Source organism: Kitasatospora sp. NPDC058032, from assembly GCF_042885845.1.
Classification (GTDB): domain Bacteria; phylum Actinomycetota; class Actinomycetes; order Streptomycetales; family Streptomycetaceae; genus Kitasatospora.
Genome location: NZ_JBHVRK010000034.1, coordinates 16238 through 30212, shown reverse-complemented (window position 1 = coordinate 30212; position 13975 = coordinate 16238). Strand labels below are relative to the sequence as shown.

Genomic DNA, 13975 nt, shown 5'->3' with positions numbered 1-13975 from the left:
GCGGGGGGGTCTCACTTCCCCCACCCCCGGTTGTGGGCCGCCCCCCCGCGGGTGCGGCCCCTCTGGCCCCGCGGGGCCCCCGTCCCCCCGGCGCCCCCCGGCCCCGCCGTCATGTCCGCGCGGCTCGCGGATCGTCGATTGGGCTTGCACTCGCCCACCCAGAGTGCTAATCATTGGCGTTAGCACTCAGAGCTTGAGAGTGATAAGCGGACCGGGTCGGTGAGGCCCCAGGGAGCGGTAGGGGAAGGGACCCCCGCACACCAGGGCCGTCCGTCGCGGGCACCCCTTGGTCCGAGCAGTCGACCGTGTCCCGGAGGACCACTTCAGATGGCCAAGATCATCGCCTTTGATGAGGAAGCTCGCCGCGGCCTTGAGCGTGGCATGAACCAGCTCGCCGACGCCGTGAAGGTCACGCTCGGCCCCAAGGGTCGCAACGTCGTTCTGGAGAAGAAGTGGGGCGCCCCCACCATCACCAACGACGGTGTCTCCATCGCCAAGGAGATCGAGCTCGAGGACCCGTACGAGAAGATCGGTGCGGAGCTCGTCAAGGAGGTCGCCAAGAAGACCGACGACGTCGCGGGTGACGGCACCACCACCGCCACCGTGCTGGCCCAGGCGCTCGTCCGCGAGGGTCTGCGCAACGTCGCCGCCGGCGCCAACCCGATGGCCCTGAAGCGCGGTATCGAGAAGGCCGTCGCCGCCGTCTCCGACCAGCTGCTGGCCCAGGCCAAGGACGTGGAGACCAAGGAGCAGATCGCCTCCACCGCCTCCATCTCCGCCGCCGACACCCAGATCGGCGAGCTGATCGCCGAGGCCATGGACAAGGTCGGCAAGGAAGGCGTCATCACCGTCGAGGAGAGCAACACCTTCGGTCTGGAGCTCGAGCTCACCGAGGGCATGCGCTTCGACAAGGGCTACATCTCGGCCTACTTCGCCACCGACCTGGAGCGTATGGAGACCTCGTTCGAGGACCCGTACATCCTGATCGCCAACTCCAAGATCGGCTCGGTCAAGGACCTGCTGCCGCTGCTGGAGAAGGTCATGCAGAGCGGCAAGCCGCTCGTCATCATCGCCGAGGACGTCGAGGGCGAGGCCCTGTCGACCCTGGTCGTGAACAAGATCCGCGGCACCTTCAAGTCCGTCGCCGTCAAGGCCCCGGGCTTCGGCGACCGCCGCAAGGCCATGCTCCAGGACATCGCCATCCTCACCGGCGGCACCGTGATCTCCGAGGAGGTCGGCCTGAAGCTGGAGAACGCGGGCGTCGACCTGCTGGGCACCGCCCGCAAGGTGGTCATCACCAAGGACGAGACCACCATCGTCGACGGTGGCGGCGACAGCGAGCAGGTCGCGGGCCGGGTGAACCAGATCCGCGCCGAGATCGAGAACAGCGACTCGGACTACGACCGCGAGAAGCTCCAGGAGCGCCTCGCCAAGCTGGCCGGCGGCGTGGCCGTCATCAAGGCCGGCGCGGCCACCGAGGTGGAGCTCAAGGAGCGCAAGCACCGCATCGAGGACGCCGTCCGCAACGCCAAGGCCGCCGTCGAGGAGGGCATCGTCGCCGGTGGTGGCGTCGCCCTGCTGCAGGCCGGTGTCGCCTTCGACAAGCTGGAGCTGGACGGCGACGAGGCCACCGGTGCCAACATCGTCAAGGTCGCGCTGGAGGCCCCGATCAAGCAGATCGCGACCAACGCCGGCCTGGAGGGTGGCGTCGTGGTGGAGAAGGTGCGCAACCTCCCCGCCGGTCACGGTCTGAACGCCGCCACCAACGAGTACGTCGACCTGGTCGCCGAGGGCATCATCGACCCGGCCAAGGTCACCCGCTCCGCGCTGCAGAACGCCGCCTCCATCGCGGCGCTCTTCCTCACCACCGAGGCCGTCATCGCCGACAAGCCGGAGAAGGCCGCCGCGGCCGCCGGCGGCGGCATGCCGGGCGGTGACATGGACTTCTGATCCTGACGGATCGGACGGTTCCTCGCTCGCACGGGCGGTTCCCCTCGGGGAGCCGCCCGTGCGGCGTTCCCGGACCTTCCTGGGAGACTGGACGGATGGCTACGACAGACGACATCGAGACGGCGCTGCACACCGCGCGGGCGCTGATCCTGGCCGACCTGACCGCGCGGGACGCCGCCGACGCCGCCGTGGTGTCACTGGTGGAGAAGGCCGTGGCGCACCGCCGCTGGTGGCTGGAGCAGTGGCCGGACGGCACCGGCTTCGTGCTGGGCCTGGTCGCCCAGGACGTCCAGGACGCGCTGCTGGAGACCCACGGCCGCTGGCCGCTGTGCGCGGACTGCGCGGCGGACGGGGACCCGCACGCGCTGGGCGTGGAACCGGAGCTGGGGCCGGACCCGCACTGGGTGTGCGGCAAGCGCGGTGTCGTGGTGGCGGCGGTGGGGGAGCTGGCGTAGCCCCCCGTCCGTGGCCTCGCCGCCGTCGCGCCTCCGGGCGCGGCGGCGGCTTTTTCGTGCCGGGTGGAACCGATGGACTGCATATGCAGTCTACCGACTTATACAGTCCATCTGAGTCTTCGCGGCCGAGAGCTCCACGGCCGAGAGGGGAGCCCCATGTCCCAGCCAGATCCGACCCGGCCCGTCCTCGAACTGCGCGCGGTCACCCGGGTGCACGGCGCGGGCGCGGCCGAGGTGCAGGCGCTGCGCGGCATCGACCTGGCCATCCGTCCGGGCGAGTTCGTCGCCGTCATGGGGCCGTCCGGCTCCGGCAAGTCCACCCTGCTCACCCTGGCCGGCGGCCTGGACCGGCCCAGCCGCGGACAGGTGCTGGTCGAGGGCGTCGAACTCGGCGCGCTGAGCCGGACCGGCCTGGCCGCCGTCCGGCGCCGCTCGGTCGGCTACGTCTTCCAGGACTACAACCTCGTCCCGGCGCTGACCGCCGCCGAGAACATCGCACTGCCCCGGGAGCTGGACGGCGTGCCCGGACGGACCGCCCGCGGCGAGGCCCGGGCCGCGCTGGCCGAGCTGGGAATCGCCGAGCTCGCCGACCGCTTCCCCGAGCAGCTGTCCGGCGGGCAGCAGCAGCGCGTCGCCATCGCCCGCGCCTTGGTCGGCGACCGCCGGCTGGTGCTGGCCGACGAGCCCACCGGCGCCCTCGACTCCGCCACCGGCGAGGCGGTGCTGGGTGTGCTGCGGGCGCGCTGCGACGCGGGCGCCGCCGCGATGATGGTCACCCACGACGCCCGGCACGCCGTCTGGGCCGACCGGGTGGTCGTCCTGCGCGACGGCCTGGTGGTCGAGGAGAGCGCCGGGCGGCAGGCCGCGCGGCTGCTCGCCGCCGCCCCGGACGGGGGCCCGCGATGAGGCTCTCCGCCCTGCGCGTCGCTCTGCGGATCGCCCGCCGCGACGCCCTGCGGGCCAAGGGCCGCAGCGTCCTGGTGGCCGCCATGGTCGCGCTTCCCGTGCTCGGGGTCGCCGGTGCCGACGTCGTCCACCGCAGTGGACAGCTCACCCCCGGCGAGCGGGTCGAGCGGCTGATGGGCGGGGCGGACGCCCTGATCACCGCCCACCGCCCGGGCCGCTCGGTCGACCAGGGGCCGTTCGCCGAGGACGGTGTGCAGGTGCTGCGGGAGGACCGGACCGATCCGGCCGCGGTGTCGGCCGCCGCCGCGGCCGGTTCGCCCGCCGACCTGGTCGCGGGGCTGCTGCCCGCGGGCGCGGTGCTGTTGCCGGCCACCGCCGGGCCGGCGGTCAGCACCTCCACCCGGGAGGGCCTGTTCACCACCGCGACCTCCGAGGCCGATCTGACCGACCGGATCTGGCAGGGCCGGCTCGACCTGGTCGAGGGGCGGGCGCCGAGCGCGCCGCACGAGGCGGCCGTCACCCGGGCGTTCCTGGACGAGGCCGGACTGCGGATCGGTGACTCCACCACGGTCAAGGGCCTCGACGGGGCGCCGTTCCGGCTGACCGGTGCGGTCGAGTACCCGGGTGACCTCGGCAAGGTCGAGCTGGTGGCGCGGCCCGGCGAGTTGATCGCCCCCGTGGCCGCGGCCGCGCCCTCCGCGGGCGCCCCGTCCGGGCTGACCGCAGCCGGGGCGGACGAGGCCCGCCCCGAGCGCTGGCTGGTGCGGATGCCCGGCGGTGCCGCCCTGGACTGGCCTGCCGTCCGGAAGCTCAACCGGTACGGCTTCACGGTGACCTCGCGCGCCGTGGCGCTCGACCCGCCGCCCGCGTCCGCCGTCACCTACGATCCCGATCTGTTCAGGCTCCCCGACGCGGACAAGCGGATCGTCGTACTGGCTACGGTGGCCGGGATGGCGTTGCTGGAGGTCGCCCTGCTGGCCGGCCCGGCCTTCGCGGTGGGTGCCCGGCGCTCGCGCCGGCAGCTCGCCCTGATCGGCGCCGCCGGCGGCAACCGCGGCCACGTTCGCGCGGTCGTGCTCGGTTCCGGACTGGTGCTCGGCACCGCCGGCGCGGCCGTCGGCCTGGTGGCGGGCGTCGGACTGGTCGCGGTGCTGCGGACCCGGGCCGAGGAGGCCGGCGGCAGCCGCTTCGGGCACTTCGCGATCGCGCCGCTCGACCTGCTGGCCATCGCCGCCGTAGGCGTGATCACCGCGCTGCTGGCCGCCGTGGTGCCCGCAGCCCAGGCCGCGCGCCGCGACGTGGTGGCCGGCCTCACCGGCCGGGACAGCGTCGGCGCGCCGAGTCGCAGGCTCCCGCTGCTGGGCCTGGTCCTGGTCGTCGCGGGCGCGGGGCTGGCGCTCTACGGCGCCGGCGGCCAGGACGCCACCGGCCTGCCGGTGTTCCACGGGCTCACCAGGAAGGCGCTCACCGTGCTCGCCGGGGCGGTCACCGCGGAGATCGGCTTCCTGCTCTTCACCCCGCTGCTGATCGCGCTGTCCGGCCGGCTCGCCGCCCGGCTGCCGCTCGGCCCCCGGCTGGCCCTGCGCGACTCGGCCCGCCACCGCGGCCGCACCGCGCCCGCCGTGGCCGCCGTGATGGCCGCCGTCGCCGGAGCCGTCGCCGTCGGCGTCTACACCACCGGTACCGAGGCCCAGGACCGGGCCGCCTACCGGCCGACCGCCCTGATGGGGGCCGTCGTGGTCGAGGCCCCGATGAAGCCGGACGACCCGCAGCTGCCGCGGCTGCGCGCCGCCATCGAGCGGGACCTGCCGGACGCGGGTGCGCGTGCCGACGTCCACGGCATGCTGTACGTCTTCTGCGAGGGCTGCTCCAGTGCGGTGCGGGCCAAGGGCACGGGCGGGCGCTTCGACGACGGCGGCTCCGGGAGTCGCGCCCTGGTCGGCGACGCGACGGTGCTGCACAACCTGTTCGGGGTGAACGACCGGGCCGTCGAGGAGGCCCTGGCCGCCGGCAAGGCGATCGTCTTCGACCGCGACCGGCTGCACGACGGCCGGGCGGTGCTCACCATGCTGGGCGCGGCCGGCGGCGGCCCGGTCCGGCCCGGGGAGGCGCCGCAGCCGGGCGTCAAGGAGATCGCAGTCGACGCGCTTCTGGTCGACAACCCGGACGCCGCCCGGTACGGGGGGCTGCTGATGAGCGAGGACGCGGTGCGCAGGGCCGGTCTCGCCACCGAATCGATCGGCTCGGTGTGGCGGCCCGCCCACCCGCCCACCGCCAAGGTGCAGCAGCGCGTGGAGGCCGATCTGGCCCAGGTCGTCCCGCGGGCGACGCTGCACGTGGAGCGCGGCTTCCAGCCGAAGGACGACGTGATCAGCCTCGCGCTCGCGGGGTTCGCCGTGGTGGTGGTGCTGGGCGCCGCGGCCGTGGCCACCGGTCTGGCCGCCGCCGACTCCCTGGGCGACCGGGCCACGCTGGCCGCGGTCGGTGCACCGCCGCGGATCCACCGGGTGCAGGCCGGCCTGCAGAGCACGCTGATCGCAGGGCTCGGAGCGGCCGTCGGCACGGTCAGCGGGTTCGTGCCCGCGGTGGCGCTGCTGCGCTCGCACGCGGGCGGGCGGATCGGCGGGCCGGAGGCCCCGTTCACCGCGCCGTGGGGGCTGCTGGTGATGATCACGGTGGTGCTGCCGGTGGTGGCAGGGCTGGGTGCGGCCGCGTTCACCCGGTCGCGGCTTCCGCTGGCGCGCCGGGCGGGGTGACGCCCGGCGGGGTGACGCCGGGCCGGGTGACGCCGGACGGTTCGGCCGTCGGGCGCGCGGGACGGCCCGTGGCTCAGTCGGCGGCCTCCAGACGGGCGAGCTCGGCGGCCAGATTGGCCCGGGCGGGGGCGTCGAAGCGGGCGTGCGCGGTGGGCGTGCGGTAGAGCGCGGGGAGTGCGAGCAACTGCCGGAGCACGGCCGCGCGCCCGGCGCGGAAGTCCGGCTCGGGGACGAAGGCGTACTCCTCCCGGACGGCCGCCGCGTACGCCGCGTAGGCCTGCGGCGGGCCGCCGAGGACGGCGAGGTCGGCGTCGCACAGCACCTCGCCGTCACGGTCGCCCGGTCCGGGGTGGTGGGTCACGGTCAGCCGGACCAGTCGGGCCACCTCCTCGATCCGGGCGGCGGGCAGCCCCGCCCCGGTCAGCGCCCGGACGGCGAGGGTGGCGCTGCGCTCCTCGTTCTCCGAGCGGTCCGGGCGGTAGACGGCGTCGTGGAACCAGGCGGCCAGCCGGACGGCGTCCGGGTCGTCGGCGTGCCCGGCGAGCGCGTCGACGTGGCCCAGCACCGCGCGCAGGTGATCGGTGGTGTGGTAGCGGCGCTGCGGCTCGGACCAGCGGCGCAGCAGTTCCCGGCCGGCCGGGGCGGGGTCGGAGCCGGTGCCGCAGCGGTGGAGCAGGGCGGTCCAGGCGGCGAGCAGGTCCTCGGGGGCGGCAGCGGGTGCGGCGTCGGGTCCGGTGGCGGGTCCGGTGGCGTCGGGCATGGGGTCAGTCTGCTGCCCGGCGACCGCCCGAATGATCGATTCCACTGGACCTTATATGTCGGTGACCTGTATATGTAACTCCATGACAGAACGGGCCATGCAGGAACCGACACTGCTCCTCCTCACCGCGCTGGCCGACGCCCCGAGGCACGGCTACGCACTGATCCAGGAGATCGCCGCCATCTCGGACGGCCGGGTCAAGATGCGCACCGGCACGCTGTACGGCGCGCTCGACCGGCTGCTCCAGCAGGGACTCATCGAGATCGCGGCCGAGGAGATCGTCGACGGCCGGGCCCGGCGCACCTACGCGCTCACCGACACCGGTCGTGGCGCCCTGGCCACCGAGGCGGAGCGGCTGCGCGCCGTCGCCACCGAGGCCGAGCGGCGGCTGGCCGCCGTCCGCCCGGCCGCCGGCCGGCCTTCCGGCGGGACCGCCAGGCCCGCGTTCACCTTCGCCAAGGCCAGGGGGGCCCTCGCATGACGGTGCAGACCTTTCCCGGGATGGTCGCGGACCCGGTGGCGTTCCGTGCCGCGCTCCGGCTCTACCCGGCCCGCTACCGGCGCGAGCGCGGCGCCGAACTCTCCGCCGTCTTCGCCGACAGCACGGCCAGGGCGGGGAAGCTGGCCACCGCCCGGGAGGCCCTCGACCTCGGGGCGTACGGGCTGCGGATGCGCACCGGCCTGACCTCCTCCTCGCTCGCCGGGCGGCTGCTCGCGCTGGCCGCGCCGCTGATCGCCGGCGGGATCGCGGGGGTCGGCCTGACCCGGGGCCTCTACGACGCGCTGTTCAACCCCGGCTGGCACTCCCACTGGGACCTGCCGGACCACCTCGACCAGGTGCCCCACTACCTCTGGTACCTCGGCCAGGTGTTCGTGCCGCTGCTGCTGGTCGCCGCCGTCGCGGTGGGCCGGTGGCGGCTCGCCAGGGCGGCGGCGCTCGCTGTGGCGTCCGTCGGCGCGCTGGGGGTGCTGCTGTCGGCGGCGACCATGCCGGGCGGCTGGCTGGTCTTCGAGGAGTCCTGCGAGGCGGCGCCGCAGCTGTTCGCCGGACTGCTCTTCGCGCTCGCGCCGCAGGACCTGCTGGAGCGCCCGAGCGGACGCGGGCTGGCGGTGCTGCCGGCCGCGCTGGCCGGCGGCGGACTCCTGCTGGTGGCGCAGGACTTCTACAGCTCCTTCGTGCTGCTGGACGGCAACGCGGCCGCGGTGCTGCTGCTCGTCCCGGCGGGCGCGCTGCTCTTCGCGGCGCGGGAGCGCCTGGCCCCGGCGGCGATCGGTCTCGCGGTGCTGCCGCTGACCTTCCTGTTCAGCGTGTTCCGGCTGTGGCAGGCGCTCGGCGGGATGTGGCGGCTGCTTCCGGTGGCGGGCGCGGTGCTGCTGGCGCTGCTGGCGGCCGGGTGGCTGCTGCGGCGGGGCGCCGGCGGAACGGGGGGCGGCCGGAGCCTCGCGTAGGGCTGTGCGGGCGGCCGGACGTCCGGGTCGGGGGACCCGGGCGTCCGGCCGTTCCGTGCTTTCCGGGGGCGGGTGTTGTCCGGCCAAGTGGCCGCACGGGGCTCGCCGGGGGCGGACCGATGTGGCAGGCTGTCTCATATGTCTAGACCAATTTTCGAAGTCATCGCGCTGACCCCCCAGGACGCCCAGGCCGCCGAGTCGGGCGGCGCCGACCGGCTCGAACTGGTCACCGACATGGCCGCCGACGGACTCACCCCGTCGGTCGAGGACTTCGCCAAGATCCGCGCCGCCGTCGAACTGCCGCTGCGCGTCATGCTCCGCATCCGGGACGGCTTCGCGCCCGGCGATCTGGACGAGCTGCGCGCCCGCGCCGCCGCGCTCCGGGCCGAGGGCGCCGACGAGTTCGTCTTCGGCTTCCTCGACGCCGAGGGCGGGGTCGACCTGGCCGCCACCGAGGCCGTCGCCGAGGCGGTGGCCGGCTGCCGCTGGACCTTCCACCGGGCGATCGACCACAGCGCCGACCGGGCCGCCGTCCGCGCCGCCGTCGGCGCGCTGCCCGGGCTGGACACCTTCCTCACCTCCGGCGCGGCCGGCGGGGTGGACGCCGGCCGGGACGTCCTGCTGGCCGAGCTGGCCCGGTCCGGCGAGCCCGGCCACACCCAGCGGATCCTGATCGGCGGCGGCCTGCGGGCCGAGCACCTGCCGGAGCTGCGGGCCGCCGGGTTCGACGCCTTCCACGTCGGCGGCGCGGTCCGGGTGGACGGCTGGCAGTCGCCGGTGGACGCCGCCAAGGTCGCCGAGTGGCGCGGGATGATCGACGGCTGAACGCCGCCGGGCACCGGGGCCGGGCCGCCGTGACGACGGGCCGGCCCCGCCCGTTCAGCCCAGCTGCTCCGGCAGCGGCTCGGCGTGCAGCACCTCCAGGCCGGACACCGCACGGGTCAGCGCCACGTACAGCCGGCGCAGCCCGGTCCGCTCGTCCGGCTCGCCCGCGACCACCGCGGCCGGCTCGTCCAGCACCACGTAGTCGTACTCCAGACCCTTCGCCAGCGACGCCGGGACGAGCGTCAGCCGGGCCTCGGCGCTGGTCTCGGTGCCGGGAGCGAGGTGCGCCAGCCCGGCCTGCGTCAACGCCTCCGCCAGCTCCGGGACGCGCGCGTCGGCCGCGATCAGGCCGGTCGACCCCTCCCGCTCCAGCGCCCTCCGGCAGGCCGCGACCACGGCCTCCGCCCGCCCCTCCTCGGCGACCTGGCGGATCGTCAGCGATCCCGGGGCCTCACGCACCGAACCGGCCGGGTTCAGCCCGGGGGCGATCGACGGCAGCAGCCGGGAGGCGTACGCGATGACCTCCTCCGGCACCCGGAAGCCCTTGGTCAGCTCCTCGATGTGGGCGGCCGGCTTGCCCAGGTGGTGCAGCGCCTCCGGCCAACTCGCCGTCGCCCAGGGGGTGGTGCCCTGCGCGAGGTCGCCCAGCACGGTCGCCGAGCCGGTGGTGCAGCGGCGGCCGACCGCGCGGTACTGCATCGGCGAGAGGTCCTGCGCCTCGTCCAGCACCACGTGCCCGAGCGAGGCGGTGCGCCGCACCAGGTCCGTGGCCTCGTCGACGAGCACGGCGTCGGCGGCGGTCCAGCGGGCGGTCTTCACCGAGCGGCCCCGCTTGGGCCACAGCACGGCCGCCTGCTCCTCGGCGCTCAGCACGCCGTCCGCGCACGCGGCCAGGAACTCCGGCTCGGAGAGCAGCCGCAGCACCAGCTTGGCCGGGTCGACCGCCGGCCAGCACGCCTTGACCACCGCCTTCACGGCGGCGTTGCGGGCCACCGCGTCCTGCACCCGGTCGTCCGGGGCCTCGCCGCCCTGCTCCATCTTCAGCAGCACGGCGTGCGAGATCCGCTGCGGCAGCGCCTCGGCCGCCGCGCCGTAGCGGATCTCGCGGCCCTTCAACTCCTCGATGATCCCGGTCAGTTCGTGGACCGGGACGCGCCAGCGGCGGGAGCCGCGGATCACCACGCACGGCTCGGTGGGCAGCGCGATGCCGGAGCGGACCGCCCGGCGCAGCACCTCCGCCATCCGGGCGTCGCCCTTCAACCGGGCCGCCTCGGGGGAGTCCTCGCCGCGCACCTCGACGTGCCCGACCAGCTGCTGCACGGTGGCCTGCGCGACGTCCAGCTCGCCCAGTGCGGGCAGCACCTGCTCGATGTAGGAGAGGAAGGCGTTGTTCGGGCCGATCACCAGGGTGCCGGTGCGGGCCAGCCGCTCGCGGTGCGCGTACAGCAGGTACGCCACGCGGTGCAGGCCGACGGCGGTCTTCCCGGTGCCGGGGGCGCCCTGCACGCAGAGGGTGCCGGAGATGTCGGCGCGGACGATCTCGTCCTGCTCCGGCTGGATGGTCGCCACGATGTCGCGCATCGGGCCGACGCGCGGCTTCTCGATCTCGGCGGCCAGCAGGGCGGAGGCACTGTCGTCCTCGGCGGGGTCGGAGAGGTGCTCGTCCTCGTAGGCGGTGAGCTCGCCGCCGGTGTAGCCGAAGCGCCGGCGGCGCTCGACGTCCAGCGGCTCGGTGCGGCTGGCCCGGTAGAACGGCTGGGAGACCGGCGCGCGCCAGTCGATCACCATCGGGTCGCCGTCGCCGTCGTGCACGTGCCGGCGGCCGATGTAGAAGCTCTCTCCGCCGGATCCCTCGCTCAGCTCCTCGCTGATCGCGTGCAGGTAGTCGAGCCGGCCGAAGAACAGCGGGGTGTGCGAGAGGTCGGCCAGGGCGGCGATCCTGGCCTCGATCTGGTTCTGCAGCACCAGGGCGGTGACCCAGGTGCTGGTGACGTCACGGATGTCCAGGGACTCGACGTCCTCGCGCATCGCGCGCAGCGCGGCCCTGGACGCGGCCAGGTGGTCGCGTTCGCGCTGCAGGGGGTCGGTGGTGGGGGTGGCGGGCACAGCGAACCTTCCCGGCTGCCCCGGAGACGGGCGCAGCGGATCGTAGGAGCTCACAGTGGATACCGGCCGGTTGCCGAACGGCCGGTACCTCCCCCGGCTGCCTGCGCGACTACAGCAGGTACCACGGTTCGGGAGGGGGCAGACGGACGATCCTAGCCGCGTCCGCCCCGCTGTTCCAGCCCCGCCGCCCCCACCACCTCCGTTACAGCACGTCGTCCGCGTCGATGATGCGGTAGGCGTAGCCCTGCTCGGCGAGGAAGCGCTGGCGGTGGGCGGCGAAGTCCTGGTCGACGGTGTCCCGGGCGACCACGGAGTAGAAGTGGGCGGCGTGGCCGTCCGCCTTGGGGCGCAGGACCCGGCCGAGGCGCTGGGCCTCCTCCTGCCGGGAGCCGAAGGTCCCGGAGACCTGGATGGCGACGGTCGCCTCCGGCAGGTCGATGGAGAAGTTGGCGACCTTGGAGACGACCAGGACGCCGATCTCCTTGTTGCGGAAGGCGTCGAACAGCTTCTCGCGCTGGGCGTTGCTGGTCTCGCCCTTGATCACCGGGGCGTCCAGGGCCTCGCCGAGCTCGTCCAGCTGGTCGATGTACTGGCCGATGATCAGCGTCTGGTCCTTCTCGTGCTTCTTGACCAGGGCCTCCACCACCCGGCGCTTGGTCGCCGTGGTCGCGCAGAAGCGGTACCGCTCCTCGGGCTCCGCGGTCGCGTAGGCGAGCCGCTCGGAGTCGGTGAGGGTGACCCGGACCTCGCAGCAGTCGGCGGGCGCGATGTAGCCCTGCGCCTCGATCTCCTTCCACGGCGCGTCGAAGCGCTTCGGGCCGATCAGGCTGAACACGTCGCCCTCGCGGCCGTCCTCGCGCACCAGGGTGGCGGTCAGGCCGAGCCGGCGGCGGGCCTGGAGGTCCGCGGTGAACTTGAACACCGGGGCCGGGAGCAGGTGGACCTCGTCGTAGACGACCAGGCCCCAGTTGCGGGCGTCGAAGAGCTCCAGGTGGGCGTAGACGCCCTTCCGCTTGGTGGTCATCACCTGGTAGGTCGCGATGGTGACCGGGCGGATCTCCTTGCGGGTGCCGCTGTACTCGCCGATCTCGTCCTCGGTGAGCGAGGTCCGCTTGACCAGCTCGTGCTTCCACTGGCGGGCCGAGACGGTGTTGGTGACCAGGATCAGCGTGGTCGACTTGGCGTGCGCCATCGCCGCCGCGCCGACCAGCGTCTTGCCGGCGCCGCAGGGCAGTACGACGACGCCCGAGCCGCCGTGCCAGAACCCCTCCACCGCCTGCGCCTGGTAGGGGCGCAGGCTCCAGCCGTCCTCCTCCAGGTCGATCGGGTGCGCCTCGCCGTCCACGTAGCCGGCGAAGTCCTCGGCGGGCCAGCCGAGCTTCAGCAGCACCTGCTTGATCTGGCCGCGCTCGGAGGGGTGCACCACCACGGTGTCCGGGTCGACCCGGGCGCCGACCAGCGGGACGATCTTCTTGGAGCGCAGCACCTCCTCCAGCACCGGCCGGTCGGTGGTGGTGAGCACCAGGCCGTGGGTCGGGTGCTTGAGCAGCTTCAGCCGTCCGTACCGCGCCATCGTGTCGGCCACGTCGACCAGCAGCGCGTGCGGCACCGGGTAGCGCGAGTACGTCACCAGGGCGTCCACGACCTGCTCGGCGTCGTGGCCCGCGGCCCGCGCGTTCCACAGCCCGAGCGGCGTCACCCGGTACGTGTGCACGTGCTCGGGCGCCCGCTCCAGCTCCGCGAACGGCGCGATGGCCCGGCGGCAGTCGCCGGCCCCGGGGTGGTCGATCTCCAGGAGAAGAGTTTTGTCGCTCTGGACGATGAGCGGTCCGTCGTTCACGCGGGGGAGCCCTCCACTGGCTGACAGGTAGGTCGGGTCTGCGGGGTCCTTCGGGACGCCGACCCTCCAGTGTCGCGCATCCGGCCGGGTGGGCGGGACCGCTCGGGTCGGACGGCTACTTCCACTCGTGGTAGCTGGCGGTGGACTTGCCGTCGGCGGCGGCCTCGTACTCGAAGAGGCCGACGACGTGGTTGAGGCGGTCGAGCCCCGGTGAGACGGTGTGGAAGAAGAGGGAGCCGCGCCAACTGGTGCCGCCGCTCTCGGTGAAGCGGCCGATGCCGCTGCCGTGCCAGACGACGCTCTGGCCGTCGGCCGTCATGTCGACGCCCTGGCCCTCGCCGCGCAGGGTGCCGTCGGCGCGCAATTCGGACTCGTAGGTGCCGAAGCCGGTGACGGCGGTGCCGTAGTAGCTGCCGCTGCCCTCGAACGAGACCTCGACGACGACGTGGCCTTCCCCGGCGTCGAGGACGCGCCGGCCGATGATCCGGCCCTGCATGTCGCCTATGAGATCGCCGAGCATGATGACTCCTTTCGTCACCCCCCGCATTCCGGACTACGCCGGTGGGGGCGGGGCGTCAACCGGCGGTACGCGCGGTGCGGAGGGAGTGGCGCGGGGTGACCGGCGGCCCGGTGGCTCGTTGGGGAGGGCATGAACAAGTCGAAGCGCGTCCTCACCGCCCTCGCCCTCGTCGGTACGGCCTTCGCCGCGACCGCCACCACCGCCACCTCCGCGCACGCGATCGCGGGCATCGGGGAGGGGCCGGGCGGGCTGCTGGCCTCGCCCGGGTTCCTGCTCGCCGACCTGACCGGGGCCACCTCCGTGATGCCGGTCGGGCAGGGGGACCTCGCCGCGATGGCGGAGAAGGCGATGAAGGAGAAGCAGGCGGAGCAGGACGCCAAGCAGCAGGGGCACTGAGCGCCCGGGGCC

At 74.3% G+C, this 13975-nt stretch carries 12 protein-coding genes; 8 read left to right on the top strand and 4 right to left on the bottom strand.

Annotated features, from left to right (window positions below):
• Window positions 1-327: 327 nt before the first annotated feature.
• The 4 genes from groL (at window position 328) to ACFVUH_RS33435 (ending at window position 6067) form a co-directional block, all read left to right on the top strand.
• Entirely contained in the window at window positions 328-1950 is a 1623-nt protein-coding gene (gene groL / locus ACFVUH_RS33450) for a chaperonin GroEL (RefSeq protein ID WP_344334086.1), read from the top strand.
• Between the two features lie 95 nt (window positions 1951-2045).
• The gene (locus ACFVUH_RS33445; protein WP_387917241.1) at window positions 2046-2405 is read left to right on the top strand and encodes a hypothetical protein; all 360 of its coding nucleotides are present in this window, start codon (window positions 2046-2048) and stop codon (window positions 2403-2405) included.
• 156 nt (window positions 2406-2561) lie between these two features.
• Entirely contained in the window at window positions 2562-3311 is a 750-nt protein-coding gene (locus ACFVUH_RS33440; protein ID WP_387917239.1) for an ABC transporter ATP-binding protein, read from the top strand.
• Entirely contained in the window at window positions 3308-6067 is a 2760-nt protein-coding gene (locus ACFVUH_RS33435) for an FtsX-like permease family protein (RefSeq protein WP_387917238.1), read from the top strand. Before ACFVUH_RS33440 ends, ACFVUH_RS33435 begins: the two co-directional genes overlap by 4 nt.
• Window positions 6068-6140: 73 nt before the next feature.
• Here the strand turns inward: ACFVUH_RS33435 and ACFVUH_RS33430 are convergent, their stop codons facing one another.
• Window positions 6141-6827 (bottom strand): hypothetical protein, encoded by a 687-nt coding sequence (locus ACFVUH_RS33430; protein ID WP_387917237.1) that lies wholly within the window; start codon window positions 6825-6827, stop codon window positions 6141-6143.
• 82 nt (window positions 6828-6909) lie between these two features.
• On the opposite strand from ACFVUH_RS33430, the gene ACFVUH_RS33425 reads away from it, so the two are divergent.
• The 3 genes from ACFVUH_RS33425 (at window position 6910) to ACFVUH_RS33415 (ending at window position 9101) form a co-directional block, all read left to right on the top strand.
• On the top strand, window positions 6910-7308 hold the full coding sequence (locus ACFVUH_RS33425; protein WP_387917236.1) for a PadR family transcriptional regulator: 399 nt from the start codon (window positions 6910-6912) through the stop codon (window positions 7306-7308).
• Window positions 7305-8276: a hypothetical protein gene (locus ACFVUH_RS33420; protein WP_387917235.1), complete on the top strand. Its 972-nt coding sequence runs from the start codon at window positions 7305-7307 to the stop codon at window positions 8274-8276. The genes ACFVUH_RS33425 and ACFVUH_RS33420 overlap by 4 nt, the downstream gene beginning before the upstream one ends.
• Before the next feature lie 138 nt (window positions 8277-8414).
• Window positions 8415-9101, top strand: coding sequence for a copper homeostasis protein CutC (locus tag ACFVUH_RS33415; protein WP_355357572.1), 687 nt, complete (start codon window positions 8415-8417; stop codon window positions 9099-9101).
• A 54-nt stretch (window positions 9102-9155) separates the two neighbouring features.
• Here ACFVUH_RS33415 and ACFVUH_RS33410 read toward each other — a convergent pair whose 3' ends face one another.
• From ACFVUH_RS33410 to ACFVUH_RS33400, 3 genes are all read right to left on the bottom strand, one after another.
• A complete protein-coding gene (locus ACFVUH_RS33410) occupies window positions 9156-11207 on the bottom strand; it encodes a HelD family protein (RefSeq protein WP_387917233.1) in 2052 nt (683 codons plus the stop codon).
• Between the two features lie 202 nt (window positions 11208-11409).
• Window positions 11410-13047: a DNA repair helicase XPB gene (locus tag ACFVUH_RS33405; RefSeq protein ID WP_380683476.1), complete on the bottom strand. Its 1638-nt coding sequence runs from the start codon at window positions 13045-13047 to the stop codon at window positions 11410-11412.
• 115 nt (window positions 13048-13162) lie between these two features.
• Window positions 13163-13567 carry a hypothetical protein gene (locus ACFVUH_RS33400; protein WP_387917231.1) on the bottom strand — a complete coding sequence of 135 codons (405 nt, stop codon included), beginning with the start codon at window positions 13565-13567 and terminating at the stop codon, window positions 13163-13165.
• A 129-nt stretch (window positions 13568-13696) separates the two neighbouring features.
• On the opposite strand from ACFVUH_RS33400, the gene ACFVUH_RS33395 reads away from it, so the two are divergent.
• Complete coding sequence (locus ACFVUH_RS33395; protein ID WP_380683474.1) at window positions 13697-13963, top strand: hypothetical protein; 267 nt, start codon at window positions 13697-13699, stop codon at window positions 13961-13963.
• Window positions 13964-13975 lie beyond the last annotated feature (12 nt).

What these genes read in the sequence shown, in the direction of transcription:
- ACFVUH_RS33440 (WP_387917239.1), top strand. Translation starts at nt 2,562, where the DNA reads ATGTCCCAGCCAGATCCGACCCGGCCCGTCCTCGAACTGCGCGCGGTC.
- ACFVUH_RS33445 (WP_387917241.1), top strand. Translation starts at nt 2,046, where the DNA reads ATGGCTACGACAGACGACATCGAGACGGCGCTGCACACCGCGCGGGCG.
- ACFVUH_RS33430 (WP_387917237.1), bottom strand. Translation starts at nt 6,827, where the DNA reads ATGCCCGACGCCACCGGACCCGCCACCGGACCCGACGCCGCACCCGCT.
- ACFVUH_RS33400 (WP_387917231.1), bottom strand. Translation starts at nt 13,567, where the DNA reads ATGCTCGGCGATCTCATAGGCGACATGCAGGGCCGGATCATCGGCCGG.
- ACFVUH_RS33420 (WP_387917235.1), top strand. Translation starts at nt 7,305, where the DNA reads ATGACGGTGCAGACCTTTCCCGGGATGGTCGCGGACCCGGTGGCGTTC.
- ACFVUH_RS33435 (WP_387917238.1), top strand. Translation starts at nt 3,308, where the DNA reads ATGAGGCTCTCCGCCCTGCGCGTCGCTCTGCGGATCGCCCGCCGCGAC.
- ACFVUH_RS33425 (WP_387917236.1), top strand. Translation starts at nt 6,910, where the DNA reads ATGACAGAACGGGCCATGCAGGAACCGACACTGCTCCTCCTCACCGCG.
- ACFVUH_RS33395 (WP_380683474.1), top strand. Translation starts at nt 13,697, where the DNA reads ATGAACAAGTCGAAGCGCGTCCTCACCGCCCTCGCCCTCGTCGGTACG.
- groL (WP_344334086.1), top strand. Translation starts at nt 328, where the DNA reads ATGGCCAAGATCATCGCCTTTGATGAGGAAGCTCGCCGCGGCCTTGAG.
- ACFVUH_RS33415 (WP_355357572.1), top strand. Translation starts at nt 8,415, where the DNA reads ATGTCTAGACCAATTTTCGAAGTCATCGCGCTGACCCCCCAGGACGCC.